We start from the raw sequence: 20,289 nt of genomic DNA on the forward strand, positions 1-20,289 counted from the left end.
AATTCAACCTCTTGCAGGTATTAAGTAACTACCGACAAGAGTAAGTGTTAAAAGCGCAAACAATGTGCAAAAAATAAGGAAGTTTAAGGTTTTACAAAGCGATAACCAACGCCATAAACCGATTGAATAACACTGTCTTGTTCACACACTTCATCGAGTTTTTTACGTAATTTTTTAATATGACTATCAATAGTACGAAAGCTCACAATACGTTGATCAGTATACATATTAGCCATTAAGCTTTCACGGTTAAAAATGCGGTTAGGTTTTTCAAATAATGGTTTAAATAACTGAAATTCAACACTGGTAAGTTCTACTGAGCGCCCTTTATATTGCACACTAAAAGTATTTTCATCTAGATACATATCCGTATTTTGCTGTGGCTTTGCCAATTCACTACGCCTTAATAAGGATTTTACACGGGCAACAACTTCGGCATAACTAAACGGTTTACAAACATAGTCGTCCGCGCCGAGCTCCAAACCTAATAGGCGATCTATTTCTTCAACTTTGGCTGAAACCATTATGATTGGCACTGTTGAAAACTGTCTGATCTGTTTGCACAACTCAATACCACTTGTTCCTGGCAGCATCACATCAAGTAAAATGACATTAGGGTGATTTTCTTTGAGCCACGGCAGTACTTCATCACCATGATGGATTTGATGAGTAGCAAAATGTTGATTTAATAAAAAATCGCTCATTAAATTAGCAAGTTTAACTTCGTCTTCGACTATAAGTACTTTCGCTGGGGCTGCCATTTTAATACTCCATGGGTAATTTTATCATAATACCTAAACCGCCCAATGGGGCTCTCATCGCAGCGATTTCACCTTGATGGGCATGCACTATATGTTGACAAAGAGACAAGCCAAGTCCCGAACCACCTTGCTGGCGGTTGCGCGCATCATCTACGCGATATAAATACTCGAATAAATGCGCTAAATGTTCATCTTCAACTCCTATGCCGTTGTCTTCAATGTTGATAACAACATAGTTTTGGCTTATTGACGTGACTTTAGTGACTGCTATTTGTAATTTTGAACACTGAGCATAATGCACCGCGTTCATTAAAATATTACCAAATAACTGCATCAAACGGGTATTGTCAGCACTAATTGTTATTTCTTCGCTGAATTCAGTGATATTTAATTCAATTGCGTTATTTTTAAAAATAGTGGTGTATTTTTGTTTAACTGTAAGCAGTAACTCAGCAATTGATAATGGCTGCATCGTAAAATGCATACCGCCTAACTCTGCACTATTGAGCAAATGTAAGTCTTCAATCAAACGCTTTAAATGATGAGCTTCATCATTTGCAGAACGAATATTCTCAACAGATAAAGGGCGGACGCCAAGTTGCATTGCTTCAAGCTCCCCCATTAAAATCGCAATTGGAGTGCGTAGTTCATGCGATGTATTAGCAAGCCAACGTTTACGTACTTGCTCATTGTGGGCGAGTGTCAATGCTAGCGTGTTATAGTCTTCACTTAATTGACCAATTTCATCATGACGTTTGAGTTTTAGTTGATGCTCAAAGTTTCCTTGACTAAGCTGGTGCATACCTTTGGCTATTTGTTTAACTGGGCCGACTAAATTCCGTGCTAACAAAAATGTAATGAGTAAGGTACACGAAAGTGCGATTAAGCCAATCAACCATAGGTAACTGGTTTGTTGCTCTAAAAAGTCTAATTCGTAACCATCAACTAAACCTTTGCGTTTAGACACTGCAAGGTAACCTATTACTTTGTCATTGAGTTCAATAGGGATGTCAGTATACTTTAAATCACTTTTATAGTGCCCTACTATCACTTTTTTATGACTATCAAGTAGCGCATAATCTGCTGCGTGCCCGGGGGGTAATCTGTGCTCGGGGGGGACTGGTCTGTCTAAGGCCATAGAACGCTCAAGCCTTTGCCTATGAGGCTCTCTTTTACGAGGCGGTATATCTGGTACAAATTGGCTGTCTACTAGTTGCTGTATTACTAACCTGAAAAACTGTCGTTCATCACCTTCGAAGCTTCGCCACGATGAATCCCTTTGATAACGCTGTGCAAATTGACTCACTAACGGTTGTAACGCTTTGACTTCTTTTGCATTGACATAATCAATCATGCCTTGGCCTATGCTCCATTGCATCAGCAATACAAGGCTTGTGATCAGTAAAAAGCTGAAACTAAAGAGGATCAAAAATAATTTATTGTGTATTTTCATTTCTACCGCTTATAAAAAAGGTATCCCTACCTTTTGGGAAATATTAATCGTCGCTTGATGTTATCAAGTTACTTGTTTTTAGCTAACTTGGATAGCACTGGAAAGCTTTCAAATCGGTAAGTGATTAGCTCATCTACTTGATCGTTAATATATAAAGTAGCAACAATTTTTTTATCTTGCGCACTCCAATACATATGACCATGATTATTCAGTGTCACCGAAATGGTATTAATACCCGCACTAAACAACGTTGTAGGTAAATGGACATACTGCCCATAAACACGCTGAATTTTAACCCCATTAATATATAAATGAGCATGGCCTGCCAACATGCCTGTTTTTGGGTCTTGCTGTGCAGACATGAGAGCGTTCATACTGATACCCGCAGGTGGCGGTGTCAGTACATAATTTTGGGTATTAATTGTCAGGTTATACCCTGACATCGCATCTTGCTCAAGCGCTAAGCTCAGAGCAGGCACAGGGATCTCAGCGGGCACAGCAATTGGCAGATGTGAGTGATCCATTGCCATAGTTTGCACCTGAGCCACGCCAACACTCAACCTCAGCAAAAGCGTTAAACACACAGTAAAAATTATTACTTTCATCATAACTTCCTACGAACGTGGTGGCGGCCCCATGGTATCACCCGTACTACAACGGCCAATTGAATTCTCTGGTAGCTGACCTTTAAAACGCGGCCCTATTTGGTATGGAAATGACGGTTGCAATTTGCCATTACTATCAAGAGCAAGTGTAATATGGTAGTGATAGCCTTTACCATCATTGGTATCATGGCCGTTATGTTCATCAAGCTGAGCACCTGCTACAGCTTTTTGTGCATAGTAATAATCTTCAAAATAATAACCCGCATCTGCAGCTAATCTATTACCAGAAAGCGTAGTCACCAACTCGCCAATAGCAGGGCCTATCTCGGCACTTTCAACCCCTTGGCTAATATCGTATTGATCGATTAACACACAACTACGTTGACCTTCTGTAGCGCAACCAGCCTCACTTGTTGGCGCGCCATAATCACGTATTTGCCAACCACTGAGTGCTAATTCATCTTTGCTTTCATAAGGTCCATAAAGCGGATATCCATCCGCAGCAAAACCATAAATAGGCGAATGCGCTGAGCCATCATCATTTAACATGTCAGCTAAACAACGGGTATAAAAGTGATGATGATATTCACCATTAGCAGCATGGCCACCGCATACATCGACATCGTACTGCTCAGCAATGGGAGCAAGTGTGTACCAGACATTTTGGCCATAACTCATGCCATCACCCCAGTTAAAAATACTGGTGCCATTAACCATCAAACCAACCGTGCCTAAGCCCGTCTCACACACGTCTTCGTTGTCTGTGGGTTCAAGGGTAAAATAAGCATCAACAGCTTGCTCTGTTGGACAACCAGGACCTGGTGGCCAATAACCGGCCCCCCCGGTATCATTACAGTTTTCAGTACTGCTGTTATAACCGATATCTTCACCAAACAAGACCATTTGCCCCACTTGAGCCGAGGTAACACCATTGGCAAAATCGGTCGCAGCACGAGGACGGTTATTCAACCAGTCTATTTGCTCTTCACTCATAGTGACATCATAACGAGGCACCCCAGTGGCGTTAATATGCATATAATCAACATCAGCAATATTAACCACCTCAGCTAATTGCACATTTTCAGTGACGCCGGTGCTGCTATTTTGAATATAGGTTGAGTTAGTATCATTATTGATAATCCAACTCGATACTAAGCTGCTATCGTTGTTTTGTGCTACAGTGACTAAAACCTCTACGGTATCGCTTACGGCTGCATTTACGCCATCGTCTACCGTTAAAGTAAATACTAAGGTTTCATTGTCTGATAAGGTCGGTGCTATAAATTGTGTCGCCGTAGAGCTACCATCACTTAAGGTAACCTCTGTACCTGATTGCTGTGACCACAGTATAGATACATAGGCATCATCGTCATCAACACTGCCCATCAAATAAACTGTATCGCCACTGCTGACTTGTTGATCAACACCCGCATTTACCACTGGCGAGCTATTGACTACGTCAGTTGAAGTATCTGAATCACTGTTACAAGCCGCTAAACAAACACATAATATGCTGAGCGTAAATAAACTTGAAACTGATTTAAATGTAGACATTGCAAGACCCTTAGATTGAACTTTTAGTAAAAGTACCGTCAAAAAGTGCAAACAATGTGCAAAAATTAAGAAACAGCCAACAGCGCTTGTTATTACTTTACTATTGGTCGTGCAAGACTGAATAAATCGTTTGTTTGTACAAAATAATCACCGCCCATTTTACCCACAGTACTTAACGCTTGAGGGTCAATATAACCATCACGTAATACACTGTCAGCAACATAAATCCCAATAACATCAAGCAGCATTATTTGCCCACCAGCAGGCAATTCACTGATCGTAATAACTTCGCGCAGGGTACATTCGTAGCGTACTTTTGATGCTTTGACACTTAAAGGCTTTACTCGTTTACTCGCGGTTGATTCAATATTGGCAGCCTCAAATTCACTTACCGAATGTGAGTAATTTGCGCAACTTTGATTCATTTGTTCAACCTGCTGATGGCTGACAATATTGATCACGCATTCTTTGGTTGCGAGTAAATTGTTTAATGTGTCTTTGTTTTTATGATCAGCTGGGTTTACCTGAGTCACACTCAATACTGGCGGGTTTACACTGGCCACAGTAAAAAATGAGTAAGGCGCGATATTGCCAATGCCATCGGCACTTAAAGTACTTACCCAAGCAATCGGCCTTGGGGTAATACCACCAACTAGCTGACTATACACATTGATTTTATTGCCTTCCCGCGTTAAATCTAAGTACACCTTCGCTTCACCTCAGTTGTCATAAATGATTATAGATTTGCTCTTTTTAAACGTGTTTTAAGTTTATTATAAATAGGCCCTACATGTATGAGCAAAATGAGTTTACAGACGCTCTCTTCCAGTTCTTGCGCCAACTCAATTATGATAATAAAGTTATTAACAGAAAACAAAAATACTGCGAGCCTGAATAGATAATATAATACATCAGTGCAGTTACTTTTCTATTGACTCTAATAATGTGCATTACAACCTAGAAACACTATAAACAAGCTCATAGAGGGTAATAAACCTTTGTTATGGCCTCCAAAAGTAAGGTAACATCATTGTTATTATTAATAATAAATAGCAATAATTATCCTATAGGCGGTTTTTTAGGGTAAGCAAAAAAATTAAGGGATACTATGAATTGTACAAGTTGTGGTAAAGGTTTACTTAAACCTAGTTTTATTGAAGGCCAATTTCGCTCACACACATGCACCCATTGTAATGGCCACTGGGTACTAATCGAAGACTTTGCGGCTTGGAAAGAGCGTAACCCAAACTTTGCATTTGCTGACAACATCTCATTTGAAGCCGACGTCACAGACACTAAAAAAGCATTAATTTGCCCGGTATCAGGTGTCATCATGCGGAAATTTCGTATTTCATCATCAACTGACTACCGTATAGATTACAGCGCACCGGTAGGTGGGATCTGGTTAGATGCTGGTGAGTGGGAATTACTAAAAGAGGAAGGCTTAGCTGGTACATTGAATGCAGTAGTAACCCAACAATGGCAAAACCAAATTCGTGAACAAAGTACCAAACAAAACTTTAGTGATATATACGCTGACAAATTTGGTACAGACACGTACGCAAAAGTAAAAGAGCTCAGAGAATGGCTTAATGCACAGCCACAAAAAGCCGACTTAAGGGCCTACCTGATGGCCGAAGACCCATACTCAGCAGATAAGTAATGTTTTAATTGAGTAAAATTATACTGCCATATTTAAAAAATAAAGTATGGCAGTAGACTTTCTGTTCCCAAATCCAATGTCATACTGAAAACACACCGAGAAAGATTGCGAACAAACGCAACTAGCAATACAAGTAGCCAGATTTGATTATGCCAAGCAAAGCCTTATACGCTTATGGGTTAAACGCGCTTTTCTAACTGTTCAATAACATTTGGATCAATAAATATTTCTAATGTTATTGATGCTGTTTTTACCGCGATAGCAACCAATAAACCAGTAAGAAGGATCCCCGTCCAAGCGATAATAACGGCCAATACCTTGGATGGTTTCTTTAACGGTCGAATATCGCCATAGCCTACCGTCAGCGCCGTAATAAACGCCCAATAAATTGAATCAAACCGGCTCCAGGATTCTAATCGGCCGACAACCAAACCAAGCCCTATGATCACAAAGCACAATACGGCCAAAAGAGGTAAACCAAGATACACTCCAATAAAAAATAATTGAAAAAACGTAATCGAAAATTCCATACAACACAACCAACTTATTTTTAATTTTTCTTACCACTTATAGCGTGATTTTCTAAGCCTTTAACAAAGCGAGGCGTTTATAGAGCTCGCATACATCACTTAGCACTCCACGCAGTAATCAGTTTTTCAAACTGAGTATGCATATTGTTACTATTGATGCTCTTCGTTTGCTGATTAATTGCATTCACAAGCTCAGTAAATGATGCTTGGTTGTTATTACTACTGACCACTGCGGTCAACGCATTCACAGCCTCTTTGTTATCTAGTGATTGCACTATACTCTGAATTGCTTGTTTATTATCTAAGCTTTGTATATTCACACCAAGGCTTTGCAGTAACTGGCTATAATCGTGATTTAGATTGTTTTTAGTGAGTTTACCAGCAATCTCTTCCAGTGATTGGTGCAAATAACCCATTTGCTCCACCGCCATCATCACAGGACTGCCGGCTCCATCGAGTTTATTTAAACGTACAAAGTCACCTTTAATTTGACTAAAGCGCTGTTGCTCTGATTCGCTTAAGGTACCCCGCAGTTCCCCAAGTTTTAGTAAGTTCTCTTCAGAGCCTTTACTGAGTGTTTGCGCTTCACCACGATAATGATCGCAAATCAGGTTTTCTAGTTCTTCGTCATTCATGGCGGCGACGACTTTCTCCGCCATTTTATTCATATTACGGTAACTGCCTTGTAGTTTAAATGGCGGCTCAGTGCGGTAATTATTATCTTGCGCAGCTGAGGCAATATACTGGGCGTTCACTTTTAATACCGTATTACGAATCGTGATTAATCGTGTGAGGACCGCTTTGATTTCGTTAACTTCCGCTTGAGAATAGCCGTGCTCAAGCTCATTTAATGAAATATCTTCGCCTTGGCACATCCGCACTAATTTATATAGATCCTCCATATTGCGATTAGCCAATGGCGCTAATACTGCATTAGAGGTTAGCGCATTTTCTATAAAGCTCATGGCAAACTCTTGCTCACACCCGGCTAAGGTATCACCAAGATTATAAATATCGGCGCGGTTTGCCAACATATCAGGAATTTTAAAACTCTCGCCCGATTCCGTATACGGGTTACCTGCCATCACTACAGCAAACTTTTTACCACGTAAGTCATAAGTTTTACTTTTGCCATTCCATACTCCGTCTATTCGACGTGAGCCATCACACAATGAAATAAACTTTTGTAAAAATTCAGGATTAGTATGCTGAATATCATCCAAATAGAGCATCACGTTATTGCCCATTTCAAAACTTTGGTTGATTTTTGCAATCTCTTTTTCTGCAGTGGCGTTAATAGCTTGAGTAGGATCCAATGACACTTGATCGTGCCCTATAGACGGGCAGTTTACTTTTACAAAGGTCAATCCTAAACGGTTAGCAACGTATTCTACTAAGGTAGTTTTACCGTAACCCGGTGGCGAGATCAGTAATAACATGCCCATTAAGTCAGTGCGTTTGTTTTTACCTGCTGAACCAATTTGCTTAGCTAGGTTATCGCCAATAATTGGAAAGTACACTTTATTGATCAGCTGATTACGCACAAACGAGCTCAGTGGCCTAGCTTTAAATTCATCAAGCTGCAGGCGCTCTTTTTGCTCTGTCAAAATGTCACTACGCAATGCATGATATTGCTCAAAAGCTGGGACTTGCTCTGTGATGTATTTACGAGTTCTGGCATAAAACTCTGCATAATCAAGATTTAAAACTTGCTCTTGCACTCGCTTATGCTGTCCCATTAAACGCTCAACCTGGGTATTTGGGGTGACGTCTAGCACTGCGTATTTTAATGTTGTGGTGGCACTAAGATGCAAGTAGTTAGCCGCTTCCGCTTGCACCATTGCTGGCACTTTAGGGCTTTGCGAGCAATACGCATTAAGCCAACTTAAAAATAGCAATGCTCGCTCATCAGTTTGCTTTACATTTTCGCACGCCTGAGTCAGCTCGTTAATATAGCCTTTTGCTTTGGCGTCACTATTAAACTGCTCAGCTAAATTTTTAGCTTGTTGAGAAACAATAAATAGCTGTTGATCCGCCGCTTTTTGTTGTGCTAATTGTTGTACTAAATAAGCAGCGGCCAAATCAGTGGATAAATCAGCAAAGCGTGCTGATAATTTACTAATTTGTAGCAAAAAGTCGTTGATCTGTTCACTTAACTGCACGGTTAGCGTGGTGATAAAACTAGTCGCAGCAAAGTGTTTATCCATCAAAATAGCATTGCTCGCTTGATGGAAATATTCGTTCAGTTGTGTGGTTGACAATTGTGCACTAAATAACTGCGCAACAATACGACAACTAGGGGGATAAATAAGTAAGTCCAAACTACTTTTTTGCGTTAATAAGGTATCAATAATCGCACTGGCATCATAATCATGAATGCCTTTTTCATAACCTTCTTGGTAACGCGGTTCGGCAAATTTTTGCACCAGCTGTAATAACTGTTTATCTCGTTGCGCTTGCTCTAACTGTGTAAAAGTCAGCGAGTGCTCACTGTTTTCACATGCAAGTATTATTTGTGCTGCTAAATATTCAGCGCGATAAACGTAATCGTTTTCTGATACTAATGTTTGCTGCCACAAATGACGGCTTTGCTGTAACGTTGCAAGGTCTTGTTTATCAGTTATCGGCTCAAAATAATCTGTGCCGGTTAAGTGCAACATTAGCTGCTCATCACGCGGTAATAAGGTTAAATCGAGTAATTGCTTATTTACACTAAAGGCATGCTTACCAATGCTGACCGTATTGCCGCCGTCAGTGAAAATATCTTGCTTATCACGTAACGAACGGATGCCCTGATCTTTACTGGCTTTGAGTTTTGATTGAATATCATCGGCACGAATTTCGTCGCCTAACTCTTTAAGTTCAGTGGTAAGAACACGCAATTTACTGATCATAGGATCGGCAGCAAAATAAGTGTTTAACGCATCCAACTCAGTAAAACTTTGCGCACGACGGTTAACGCCTTGCAGTATTCGCTCAGCGGCATTGGCTAAATTCAATGCACGGCGCTGGCGGGTGTCAATTAAGCTTTGTTTATGTGCTTCAAAGCTTTCATATACGTCATCACGCTTGGCAATGATCTCTGTCAGGTACTCGTCAAAATCACTAAATTGTGATTCCAATTCTTCAAGCTGAATAAGCAAACGTGAAAGTTGATCATCACATGCTTCAGGCGTTTTGGCATTATTTAATGCATTGGTGATACTTTGTGAAAAGAGCTTAAAGCGTGCGGCAAATTCAGCTTTCGCTTCAACACTACCGAGGCTCTTTTGACGAATTTCAATACTGGCCTTTGCACGATTCACCAATGCATACACAGCGCTGATATCTTCGAGTATCTGTGTGCGCACACGGCTATCGTCTATGTCCAGGTCAAGCATAGTGTGGTTAAGTAAATCCAGCTCTACACTTTGCGCATCTAACTGCGCAATATAGGTTTTAAGCTCGCTCACGCTTTCACTTTTACTGCTGAGATCTTCAAGCTGTTTGAGTTTTTCGTGATACGGCGTCAGCGCGCTGTCTTGTTGTAAAAACGCTGCGGTTGCTTGGCTTACTTCCACCAGCCGCTCATCAATTTCACTTTGTAAGTTATTCAGTGCCGTAATATCAATATATTTAATGTCTTCAAGGCTTATTACTTGGCCTTTGAGTACTTTTAGAGCATCAAGACCTTGCACAAACTCTGGGGCGGTTTTAAAGTTATCTGGGCGCACTTCACGGGTTACGTCCGTGTAGTGCTTATTAATATCCACCAGCGCTTGCTTGGCTTTGTTTTGAATTTCGGTGACTTTTTCAAATTCATCAAGCACTTGCTCAGCGGTTTCATTAATGCTGTGCAAGTTTTGCGCGATTTCTGTAAATTCACTTTCGTTAAGCCAATGATAACGGTCAAAAATATTTCGGCTGAGGGCAATTAAATCTTCGTAATGAAATAAGCTCGGGCTTTGCTCGCTAATGGCTTTACTGACACTGTATAAATCAGAAATACCACGCACTAAATCAGGGTTACCAATTTTGCCAAAAAAGCTGGTAAGTGGTGGCGCATTAGCGGCAAACTCGGCCGAGACAAACGGGCTTTGCCAAATTTGAATGGGGTGTACTCGCTCCGCTTGGTCTTTATCAGCCTTAAAGGTGAGTGTTACACCATCGTTATAAATTGCGTAGCCGTGGCAATAAATCGGATTTTGTAGGTTTTTATCAATAATATTATAGGCAAAAAGTGCGTAACGGCCTTCGCTTGGCTCATAAAACACATATAACACATCTTCGCCATTGGGTGACTTTATATGCCGGTGAAATTCTAAATCATCTATTTGCTCTTCAAATGAACGAGCTTGTCCTGACTGTAAATAATAACCACCAGGGAAAATAATACCGTGATCTTCAGGCAAGGTAACACAGGCACTACCAATTGCATCTTGACGCATCACCAGCTGAGAACGGGTGTTATAAATAAAATAACGCCATGCTTTTTCACGGTATGGAAGAATTTTTAGCAGCACTAAGTCGCCTACTAAGGCGTACTCAACTTCGCCATCAGCAAGGGATTGGTTTTTATCATCAACCGTTTCTTGATAAATCCCTTCACCAGTGTCTGTGCTGTTTTCTATTTTAATGGTCAGTGAGCCACCAATGGTTTCGACAAACACTTTATCGGCAATGTTAATATGAGCGTGACGCCCTTCTACATGGTTACTTCTGTCAGTTTTGAGCCATTCAAAATCATAGTCATGGGCGTGTTGAATATCACGCTCACCGCGATTATCGATATAGTTAATGGTGTTATCTGGGTGAATTTCCCAGCGAAAAACCCGCACATCCGATAATTTGTCACCGATTTGGAATAACGCAAACAGCTTGCCGTTTTGTTGATATAAATGCTGTAAGCTGGTTTGTTTGTAATAAGTATACAATTCTTCAAAGTCACGGATAAAACGACTATCCGTTAAAAAGCGTGTTGTATCAGGGTACGGCTCTATTTCATAATGGTTGTCTTGCGCGACTAGTTTTTGTACACTAAATACGTCACTGATTGCCGTTTCTTTTTTTAAGCCCAAGAACACGTTGTAAGCAAAAATAACTTTGTCGCCAACGATCACGATATCACGCGGGGTACAATTTTGCTCTGTACGAACGCGAACACGTCCTTTAACTTGTAGTTCAGTACTGCCAAACTCGTTTATACGCTGTTTATTAATATCGTCTATTTGCGCTTTTAAATCAGCACCAAAATTATTTAAACGACGTTTAATTAAGTCGTACGAGCCTTGCTCTAGCGCTTGTTGAGTTACGTCCGTCATGAAACCTATCCTGAAATTTAATAAAAGTTAGCCGCAATAATCAACTATTGCGGCTAAAACGATAGAGCTTAGAAGCTAAACTAGTCTTTTGGATCTAGTTGAATTTTTTCATCTAATCCACCGCCTAAATTACCGCCTAACATGCTTAGTAATTGGCTTTTTTCAGCCGCAGACGTATTACTCAACTGCTTTAATAACTTACTCATGTTGAAGTTTTTAAGTGTTTCTGCGGAGCCATTTGCTCCAGCTAACACCCCTTTTAGGTCTTCGATTAAATTACGATCACCGTTTAAATGATCTTTAAACACGGTTTGTACAGTTTTACTTTCATCAACTAAGCCATCGATTGATTTACCTAAACTAATTGCACTCATAAATTGATTAAAGAACTGGCCATCACCGCCCATAATATTGATATCAGCATCACCTAAGGCTTTAGCCATAATATGTGCTTGGTGCTCGGCAATATCTCTGCTGGCGGAAATTTTTGCCAATACCAGCTCTTTTTGCTGATTAAGTTGTAGCGTAAAGCTTTCGTAATCGCGAGCATCTTGGTCCATCGCATTTAAGGCTTGTAGTTTCTCCTCTAGGCCTTTTGCTTCTGCACGCATTTTACGCTCAAGGTTAATCGCTTCTACTTCACCTTGTTTTTCATTCGCATCAGCCATCGCTGTTTGTACTTGTGCTTGAGATAAGCCAATTTCACGGTTACCTTGTGCTTCAGCTTCAAGTTTTTGACGCATTACCTTGGCATCAATCTCACCCTGAATTGCATTTGCCTCGGCTTTTGCTTTAATAACATCCGCTTCAGCAAGTCCTTTAGCAGCTGTTTCAACTTGTTGCGCATGCGCCAAAATTTTCTTCGACTCTGCTTGTTGATTAGCAATTCTAAGTTCAGCATTAGCCATTGTTTCAAGCTCACGGGCTTTATATTCTGCGGCTTGCTCTTGCGCTTTTGCAGCTTCGATGTCTTTTACTAATGACTCTTCAGCTTCAGCTTTAGCACGAATGATGATTGCATTTTTCTCACGCTCTGCGCCTGCGAGTACTTTCACATCTTTAATACGCTCTTCTTCTTCGGCTACTGATTTTTCAACAATGACGCGATCACGCACTACATCGGCAATTTCTTTACGCTCTACTTCCAGCGCTTTTTCTTTATTGATACGCAGGATTTCAGTTTCTCTTTCACGTTCTATCACTTCAATTTCACGTGAGCGGGCAACTTTCTCTTCTTCAATACCCAAAACGCGTAATCGGTTTTGCTCTGCAATATCCAATTCGCGTTGCTTATTTTGCTCGCTAATGCCAATGGCTTCTTCGGTTTGAATGCGGGCTTGCTCTGATTTTAAGCGCTCTTCTTGACGTACTTTTTCAGCTTCTGCATATTCGCGGGCTTTCACGGTTTCAATTTCACGTACTTGACGAGACATGGCATCTTGTTTTTGACGCTCAATTTCTAGTGACTTTTCAGTGGCTTCTTGATTTTGGATCTCAATTTTAGCGCGCTCATCACACTTTAATTGATTGGTAGACACATTTTGTAATGCTGTCATTTCTGTGATGCGGCGAATACCTTCAGCGTCAAGAATATTCTGCGGATCGAGCTTATCAATTGCCGTTTGTTCAAGGTAATCAATGGCAACATCTTCAAGGGTATAACCCGATAAATCTTGGCCTATTACCTCTTTGATATTATCGCGAAATTCATTTCGATGAGTAAATAACTCAACAAAATCCATACGCTTACCAACAGTTTTAAGCGCTTCTGAAAATTTCGCTTCAAATAACTCTTGCAGTGTGTCGTGCTCTGACGCACGGGCGCAGCCGACTTGCTTGGCAACACGTAAAATATCTTCTTTGTTTTCATTAACACGAATGTAAAAAGTAATAGCGATATCAGCGCGTATATTATCTTTACAGATCAAACCGCCTTTATCTTTGCGCTCAAGCACCATACGCTTAGTTGAGATATCCATTACTTCCATTTTATGGATCACAGGATAAACAATGCCACCTGTTGTGGTGACGTCCGGCTCGCTTTTCATTTTATTTATGATCAGTGCTTGGCCTTGCTCTACCTTGCGATAAAACTTGCCTATGATCAGCAAAATAGCAAAAATAACAGCGATTGCTATACCTACAAATGTCAATATAGGTATGAGGTTATCTAAAAATTCCATGTTATGTCCTAACGTGATTATCGATTTTATTATGTGTTACTTATCCCTCAATAAACGCGGGTATTACCAAGGCTTACTAGTAATAATGTAACAGTGTTGCTCTTTGAGATGTTCAAGCAACACTGCGGTGTCGCCTGATGTAAATAATTCGTCATTCTCAGCCCTGACTTCAATTAACTGCTCAGTGCCTTGAAATAGAACCCGTGCTTGGCCGAATTTGTTGGTTACCTTGCCAGTGACAATAATGCATTCTAAGCCTAGTAAATCTGAACTTTGCGAGGTTTCTGCACTACTAAAAAAGCGCTGTAAGGGGCGTGAAATAATAGCGGCAACGGGTATGGCTATTAATAAGCAAGTCAGTAGCATTAACACGCCAAAAATATAAAACCAGATACCGTCACCTAACAGGTTGGCAAAAAACTTATGGGCATAGATACTGATCAACCAGCTACTCATGACCACTAAGCTTATGGAGACAGTAATGGGAATGCCACCAAAACCCGTGCTAAACCATGAACTCAATCCTGAGCTTTGCGATGCATCGGCTTCAATGTCGAGATCAGACTCAAACATATCAATATCAGCAAAGCCAATTAGAGTTATTAGCCAAAACAACATCACAACTAACAACAGAGCTGAAAAAGATAACGGTGGGGAAAGTAAGCGCTAAGTTTAAAAATTCCATCATTACAACTATCCATTTATTTTAAACGCAGTAGGCGATAAAACTTTTTATCATTTAGTGGCTATGATGTTAAGCGTTTTAATGGAAAATTAACGTTTAAATATAAAATATTGTAAATGAACTACTACTTTTTTATGTTTTCTTTGTTTAATTAAAGACTTAGTGGTTAAATTTTTAGCATGCGGTAGCTATTAATCCCCCCTAAAAACTTATAGTATTCGCTCCTAGTTTTGTACCCCCGAAAAGTAAATTATATTAAAATCATTAAGAAAGGACACTTATGCGTTATTTACTACCAATTTCATTACTTGCGTTATCTTGCTCGGCGGCTGTTAGTGCGCAGCAATCAGAGACTCGACAATGGTTTAATAGCATTGAATATAACACGTTAGAAAATACAGACTGGGATTACGATTCAACCCAACTTTCGAGCCATTATTATTTTGCACCACAACAAAATACCGGCGTGTGGGATGATTATGGTTACCTAGATACTGACTCTAACATTGCTCTTCATTACTACGAGAGTAATGGTCATGATAATTTTTCTTTTAACGGTGAAGGCTTTTATGGCAACTGGTTTGTTAGCGCGGAATTACCTGATTTAAGCAATTTAGACAACTACTCTATAGGCGCAGGCTACTTATTTAACGATTCGCTTAAAGCCTCAGTACGGATGCAAGAGTTTGAATATGGAGATGAAATATTCTGGTTTAAAGCACAATATAATCATCAAATGAGTGACACTGACTATATAGGTTTTACTATAGAAACTGATGATGACGTAGATAACTGGAATACATCAGCGCGTTACTTTAGCCACCTTGGTGATGACCGTTATTTTAGCCTAGATGTAGATTATCAAGACTCTACCAATGCTTTATCAGCAATGGCTAATTACTACTTTAATCGTAATGTCGCGATTGGTGCAGGTGCCACTGACTCTGACTTACAACTTGAAGCTAAATATTTTATTAATAGTCAATATTACTTGACCGCAAATTTCACTGACTATGACAGTGGTGATTTATATACTGTGAAATTTGTCGCACAGTTTTAATAAGTGAAAAATAAAAACGCCGCTATTTAGCGGCGTTTTACTGCATAGCTAAATTACATATTACCCAGTTTTACCATCATTGCGGTGTACATTTTAAGGTTTAACTTAAGCTGTTCTACGGTAATAAACTCATGCTCTGAGTGGCCAGTATATTTTTTACCTGGCATTGAAGGGCCAAATGATACGGCGTTATCAAATAACTTGGCATTCGTGCCACCACCAATTGAGACAAACCCAGCCTCTTGATCACCAGTAAAATGTTTAAAAATATCAAGCAAAGCTTGCGCATGCGGTGCGCCATCAAGCAACATTGGTGTGCCAATAATCACCTGCGTATTTTTTAGCTTAACCTGATTATTAGCCTGCCAATTAGCCAGTGCGGTGTCGATTTGTTGCTTTAGCACGGCTTCATCTTTGCCAACTGGGCGGCGCATATTTACCGATAAGGTAATGTCATTACCATCTCGTTTTAATAACGTTGGCGAAACCGTCATCGGCCCCATAAAGTCATGTGCGTAAGCAATATCACCAAACTGCTTGCCATATAAATCAAGACCAATAAGCTGATTGATAAACTCAATGGCTTGGCCGTCGCTGTTATTTTCAAGTTCGATACCTTTAAATAATTCAGCCAGATGCGCTATCGCATTATGCCCTGATTCAGGCTCTGATGAATGCGCAGACATACCCTTTACTGAAACTTCAATTCCAGAGGTAAGCTCTGTGATAGCGACTTTAACATCACTAAGTTGTGCTACATTGCTATTTAATATAGCAATGTCTGCAGGCGTTGCATTATGCAATATGGCACTTGCGTCTTCAGGTATTTGGCTGACAAATGCGCCACCTTTTAAATTACTTACATACACACCGGTTTTTGCTGAACTGCCAACAAACGTTGGCGCAATTAAACTCCAGCCTTTTTCAGCCACGACAACGGGATATGAAGCATCAATTGTCACCGCATACTTTGGCTGTTGGTAAGTTTTCATAAATTCTTCAAGTGGGCCCCAATCAGACTCTTCCGCTAAATAAATCATCAACTCAATGCGATTATTCAACATGATGTTTTGATCTTTAATGGCTTTCATTGCATAAAGCGCGGTGGCAATTGCGCCTTTGTCGTCTTCCGTACCACGCGCAATCAGCTTACCTGGCTCTGAGGTGCTATCGATTTCAAATGGGCTGTTTTTCCACTTACTGGCATCCGCAGGTTGCACGTCGCCATGAGTCACAATGGTGACTTTTTCAGTTTGTTGACCCATACCTATTAATACGGTGTAACCTAAGTCTTGAAAGTCAAAACCAAGCTCAGCGGCTTTCATCTTTAAAAGCGCTTTAAAACCAATAAAATCAGGGTTATCTGGCGTATTGATCCCCTCTTTATTAACGGTCGGGTATGAGACTAAATTAGCTAAAGTATGAATTTGTGCATCTTGATACGTTTTTACTGCATAGTCTGCAGCAGCATCACTGCGACTATTGATATTGGCGTTGGCGTTAAGTGCTAATAATGCCAAACTGGCTAAAACGAACTGTTTCAAAGCAAATTCCTATTTTTTAAAAGACGAAGGGGTGGAAACACACGCTAATTGTAACGCTGTTGACCTTTACTAAGCCAGCACTGTACCTGCTACGTTCTGATTTTATAGCAGAATATTTAATTAGCTTATAGCTTCAATAACGCTGTATACTATGCCACCAATTTTAAGCGCGTGAAGATAAACCATGAACCGCAGAAAAAAGATCGTTACTAAATTTAATCAAAGAGATAAGCGCGCTAACGCTAAATTACACAAAAGTAATAAGCCCGCTTATGTATCAAAGGCTGAACGTGAAAAGCGAGCATTAGAAGCAGAGCAAGCTGCTGTACAAGAGCAATTAAGCGCTGAATAACCACTTAAGCAATTTGGGCTAGGGTAAAATTAGCGATACCGTTTATTACTTATATCGCCAGTGGTTACCAAATAGTGGTGAGGGTTTTAGAGACTTTCCGTGTTTTTTTCATTACTTCAACCTTATACATGAAGTTGATGAATGTGCTTTAATTACCGATATCTCCCTTCCAGTCAAGTAACTAAAACCGTGATAACAAGGCTATCACGGTTGTTGTTTACTAAAAGCTGTAGCTCATACCAATATTAACTGAACGCCCCTGCCCTGCAAGCTGGCTAAAGCCTTGACTCATATCAGCTTTAAACTCAGCAATACTCACTCCACCCAGTGGCTGCTGATAATATTCATCTAATAAGTTAGTAACGGCTAATTGCACTGTTAACTTATCCCAGGTTGCTTTAGTTTGCAGATTAAGCACACTATAACTTTGCGTTGAATTTTCAAGACGCCGTGGATCAACACGGGTTTTACTATCAACCCATTGCCAACTAAGTGAGTTTTGCCATTTACCAAATTGCTGGTCTATAGCAATTTTGCTGTGCAATGGCATTATTTGATAAAGAGGTTCATCGCTGTCGTCGCGTTCACCATGGGTTGCAGTAATAGCTGCGGTTAAATCCCAAGTACCAGCCTTTTTACTATCAACAACGCGAACAATGCTCTCTAGCTTGCCGCCATAGAGTGTGGCATCTAAATTAGTAAATTTTAATGTATTACGTTGTGTTAATGGCATATCAGTACGGTTTGTACTGCCAACAACTGTGCCATCAATATAATCATTCACCTGTGTATACCACGTATTAGCCGTTACTTGCCAAGTCCCATCTGTTGCTGATTTAGTATAACTGGCACTCACCGTATGCGCGGTTTCAGCGGCTAAATCTGGATCACCTATATAGCCATTACCATCGCCAAACCAGCCAATCATGCTGGTTGACATGGTACTCACTCCCCAACTGTAGCGTTCATATAAATTAGGGGCTCGATTTTTACGTGCTAAGCCAAATTCTAGCTCATCTTCATTTGTTATTTGATAGCGCACGAGTAGGCTTGCATCAACTAATGTATCGCTGCGTTCTCTATCCATAGCATTAAATGCCATTGCTGCATCTTGATTTGGATCATCCATCATCATGGCTGACATGTCGCCCATACCCGACATATCACCCATTGAATCCATACCTGACATATCGTCCATGCCGCCATCCATGGTCATATCGCTATAAGGTTGTACTTCGCCAGCATCCGTGTGCACATATTCAATTCGTGCGCCCGCTGATACCCACCACTTTTTATCTAGCTGCTTTTGTAACTCTGCAAAAGCAGTGTAGCGATCGCGTTCACCATCATTTATATTTACGTAATCATTCGGCCCCATCATCATTGAACCTTCAATCGCAGGCCACCAATCATCAATGCGATAACCAAAGTATTCTTGTCCTAATAATAATGTGGTGTCTTTGTCGAGTTCTAAACGCCAATTAAGTTGATAACTGATATCTTGGGCGTCGGTATTCATCGGCATCATGCCGGTTTTTTCAGCCGTGAAAAAACCCATTTCGTGCTTCACATCATTGTAGTTAATTTGTGCTTGGAACTCACCGCTTTCAAGAGTGCGTTTATATTGGCTGATCAACCCATAACTGGTGTTATCGGTCATATCCATGTATTGATTAGGAAAACCTTGGAAAGGAATTTTTTGATGGGTTAGCTTTACAACGAGTTGTTGTTTTTCATCACGAACCGCCGCTGTCAATGCGTGGTTTTGTACACGATAAAGTGTATCAAGTACTAAGTCACCATTGCCATCTTCATAGCTGTCAGCATCTTCAAATGACCCTTGATAGTTAATACTCACCGAATCACTTGCAAGTCTTGCACCGACTCCCACAGCTTGAGCATTATTACTACTGCGATATTGAGCAGATACATACCCCGAATGCCAATCAAACTCGGCCTTATCACTGTATTGTGGTGCTATTGAATTTACTTGAATAACCCCGGCAATATTGTCTCCTCCTGCACTAACCGGTGATACTCCAGCAACAACACGATAAGAAGCAACCTGATTGGCTGAAATATACGATAATGGTGGGTTCATTTGATTACCACACGCAGCTGTTATATCTGCACCATCAACCAAAATTTTTACTCGATCACCCATCATGCCATTTAAAATAGGTAAACTCGACACGCCACCCGCGGCAGAAAAATCAACGCCCAAGTCACTCAGCAATTGTTCAGCTGAGCCCAAACGTTCATGCGCATTTAGGTGCTGACCTTGAACTTCAATAAGTTCAATTGAATCGTCTGCCAGTGCATAAGGAGAAAGTAAACAGGCAATCCAAAGTGCAATTGGGTTTAATACATGCTTTGAATTTGAAAGTGACTGAGGGTTGTTCATTATGTTCTTTATTTACAACAAGTTTAGAATGAGCAAAGTATATCGTTTGGCAATAAAGCTGAACACGTGACAAATTGTCGCACCTAGGCTACTCATAGCAAGATAATAGCAATACGGGATAAATCGTGATTATTTAAAAGATCATGACAAGCGCTGATAAAATTAATAATGCCCCGTTACAGGGCACTATTAAAC

Annotated in this window: 15 protein-coding genes; 4 read left to right on the forward strand and 11 right to left on the reverse strand. The window is 40.4% G+C overall.

Going from position 1 to position 20,289, the window contains the following annotated elements; translation table 11 throughout:
• Positions 1-83: 83 nt before the first annotated feature.
• The 5 genes from KAN5_RS09955 to KAN5_RS09975 all read right to left on the reverse strand — a co-directional run bounded on the left by KAN5_RS09955 (position 84) and on the right by KAN5_RS09975 (position 5,080).
• Positions 84-761, reverse strand: a complete 678-nt coding sequence (locus tag KAN5_RS09955; protein ID WP_016709796.1) for a response regulator — start codon at positions 759-761, stop codon at positions 84-86.
• A gap of 1 nt (position 762) precedes the next feature.
• Positions 763-2,214, reverse strand: coding sequence for an ATP-binding protein (locus KAN5_RS09960; RefSeq protein WP_244389635.1), 1,452 nt, complete (start codon positions 2,212-2,214; stop codon positions 763-765).
• 68 nt (positions 2,215-2,282) lie between these two features.
• Positions 2,283-2,822: a hypothetical protein gene (locus tag KAN5_RS09965; RefSeq protein ID WP_244389636.1), complete on the reverse strand. Its 540-nt coding sequence runs from the start codon at positions 2,820-2,822 to the stop codon at positions 2,283-2,285.
• Positions 2,823-2,828: 6 nt separating this feature from the next.
• Positions 2,829-4,373, reverse strand: coding sequence for a YHYH protein (locus KAN5_RS09970; RefSeq protein ID WP_244389637.1), 1,545 nt, complete (start codon positions 4,371-4,373; stop codon positions 2,829-2,831).
• A 92-nt stretch (positions 4,374-4,465) separates the two neighbouring features.
• Positions 4,466-5,080, reverse strand: a complete 615-nt coding sequence (locus KAN5_RS09975; protein WP_244389638.1) for a flavin reductase family protein — start codon at positions 5,078-5,080, stop codon at positions 4,466-4,468.
• A 401-nt stretch (positions 5,081-5,481) separates the two neighbouring features.
• On the opposite strand from KAN5_RS09975, the gene KAN5_RS09980 reads away from it, so the two are divergent.
• Entirely contained in the window at positions 5,482-6,036 is a 555-nt protein-coding gene (locus KAN5_RS09980; RefSeq protein WP_244389639.1) for a zf-TFIIB domain-containing protein, read from the forward strand.
• Between the two features lie 179 nt (positions 6,037-6,215).
• Here KAN5_RS09980 and KAN5_RS09985 read toward each other — a convergent pair whose 3' ends face one another.
• From KAN5_RS09985 to KAN5_RS10000, 4 genes are all read right to left on the reverse strand, one after another.
• The gene (locus KAN5_RS09985; RefSeq protein ID WP_244389640.1) at positions 6,216-6,566 is read right to left on the reverse strand and encodes a potassium channel family protein; all 351 of its coding nucleotides are present in this window, start codon (positions 6,564-6,566) and stop codon (positions 6,216-6,218) included.
• Positions 6,567-6,661: 95 nt separating this feature from the next.
• A complete protein-coding gene (locus KAN5_RS09990; RefSeq protein ID WP_244389641.1) occupies positions 6,662-11,866 on the reverse strand; it encodes a DNA repair ATPase in 5,205 nt (1,734 codons plus the stop codon).
• A gap of 80 nt (positions 11,867-11,946) precedes the next feature.
• Positions 11,947-14,049: an SPFH domain-containing protein gene (locus KAN5_RS09995; RefSeq protein WP_016709804.1), complete on the reverse strand. Its 2,103-nt coding sequence runs from the start codon at positions 14,047-14,049 to the stop codon at positions 11,947-11,949.
• Positions 14,050-14,112: 63 nt separating this feature from the next.
• Positions 14,113-14,667 carry an OB-fold-containig protein gene (locus KAN5_RS10000; protein ID WP_244389642.1) on the reverse strand — a complete coding sequence of 185 codons (555 nt, stop codon included), beginning with the start codon at positions 14,665-14,667 and terminating at the stop codon, positions 14,113-14,115.
• A gap of 347 nt (positions 14,668-15,014) precedes the next feature.
• Here KAN5_RS10000 and KAN5_RS10005 point away from each other — a divergent pair, with 347 nt between their 5' ends.
• On the forward strand, positions 15,015-15,794 hold the full coding sequence (locus tag KAN5_RS10005; RefSeq protein WP_244389643.1) for a putative porin: 780 nt from the start codon (positions 15,015-15,017) through the stop codon (positions 15,792-15,794).
• Positions 15,795-15,847: 53 nt separating this feature from the next.
• Here the strand turns inward: KAN5_RS10005 and KAN5_RS10010 are convergent, their stop codons facing one another.
• Positions 15,848-17,338 carry a dipeptidase gene (locus KAN5_RS10010; RefSeq protein ID WP_244389644.1) on the reverse strand — a complete coding sequence of 497 codons (1,491 nt, stop codon included), beginning with the start codon at positions 17,336-17,338 and terminating at the stop codon, positions 15,848-15,850.
• Between the two features lie 184 nt (positions 17,339-17,522).
• Here KAN5_RS10010 and KAN5_RS10015 point away from each other — a divergent pair, with 184 nt between their 5' ends.
• Both KAN5_RS10015 and KAN5_RS10020 read left to right on the forward strand, forming a co-directional pair.
• Entirely contained in the window at positions 17,523-17,690 is a 168-nt protein-coding gene (locus tag KAN5_RS10015) for a DUF2986 domain-containing protein (protein ID WP_244389645.1), read from the forward strand.
• Between the two features lie 28 nt (positions 17,691-17,718).
• Entirely contained in the window at positions 17,719-17,871 is a 153-nt protein-coding gene (locus KAN5_RS10020) for a GyrI-like domain-containing protein (protein WP_244390943.1), read from the forward strand.
• A gap of 39 nt (positions 17,872-17,910) precedes the next feature.
• Here the strand turns inward: KAN5_RS10020 and KAN5_RS10025 are convergent, their stop codons facing one another.
• Positions 17,911-20,094 carry a TonB-dependent receptor gene (locus KAN5_RS10025; protein WP_244389646.1) on the reverse strand — a complete coding sequence of 728 codons (2,184 nt, stop codon included), beginning with the start codon at positions 20,092-20,094 and terminating at the stop codon, positions 17,911-17,913.
• Between the last annotated feature and the right edge of the window lie 195 nt (positions 20,095-20,289).

This window comes from Pseudoalteromonas sp. KAN5 (assembly GCF_022846535.1).
GTDB lineage: Bacteria > Pseudomonadota > Gammaproteobacteria > Enterobacterales > Alteromonadaceae > Pseudoalteromonas > Pseudoalteromonas haloplanktis.

Excerpts from the sequence above, each read along its gene's own strand:
- KAN5_RS09955 (WP_016709796.1), bottom strand. The coding sequence starts at position 761 with ATGGCAGCCCCAGCGAAAGTACTTATAGTCGAAGACGAAGTTAAACTT.
- KAN5_RS09960 (WP_244389635.1), bottom strand. The coding sequence starts at position 2,214 with ATGAAAATACACAATAAATTATTTTTGATCCTCTTTAGTTTCAGCTTT.
- KAN5_RS09965 (WP_244389636.1), bottom strand. The coding sequence starts at position 2,822 with ATGATGAAAGTAATAATTTTTACTGTGTGTTTAACGCTTTTGCTGAGG.
- KAN5_RS09970 (WP_244389637.1), bottom strand. The coding sequence starts at position 4,373 with ATGTCTACATTTAAATCAGTTTCAAGTTTATTTACGCTCAGCATATTA.
- KAN5_RS09980 (WP_244389639.1), top strand. The coding sequence starts at position 5,482 with ATGAATTGTACAAGTTGTGGTAAAGGTTTACTTAAACCTAGTTTTATT.
- KAN5_RS09985 (WP_244389640.1), bottom strand. The coding sequence starts at position 6,566 with ATGGAATTTTCGATTACGTTTTTTCAATTATTTTTTATTGGAGTGTAT.
- KAN5_RS09990 (WP_244389641.1), bottom strand. The coding sequence starts at position 11,866 with ATGACGGACGTAACTCAACAAGCGCTAGAGCAAGGCTCGTACGACTTA.
- KAN5_RS09995 (WP_016709804.1), bottom strand. The coding sequence starts at position 14,049 with ATGGAATTTTTAGATAACCTCATACCTATATTGACATTTGTAGGTATA.
- KAN5_RS10000 (WP_244389642.1), bottom strand. The coding sequence starts at position 14,667 with ATGTTGTTTTGGCTAATAACTCTAATTGGCTTTGCTGATATTGATATG.
- KAN5_RS10005 (WP_244389643.1), top strand. The coding sequence starts at position 15,015 with ATGCGTTATTTACTACCAATTTCATTACTTGCGTTATCTTGCTCGGCG.
- KAN5_RS10015 (WP_244389645.1), top strand. The coding sequence starts at position 17,523 with ATGAACCGCAGAAAAAAGATCGTTACTAAATTTAATCAAAGAGATAAG.
- KAN5_RS10025 (WP_244389646.1), bottom strand. The coding sequence starts at position 20,094 with ATGAACAACCCTCAGTCACTTTCAAATTCAAAGCATGTATTAAACCCA.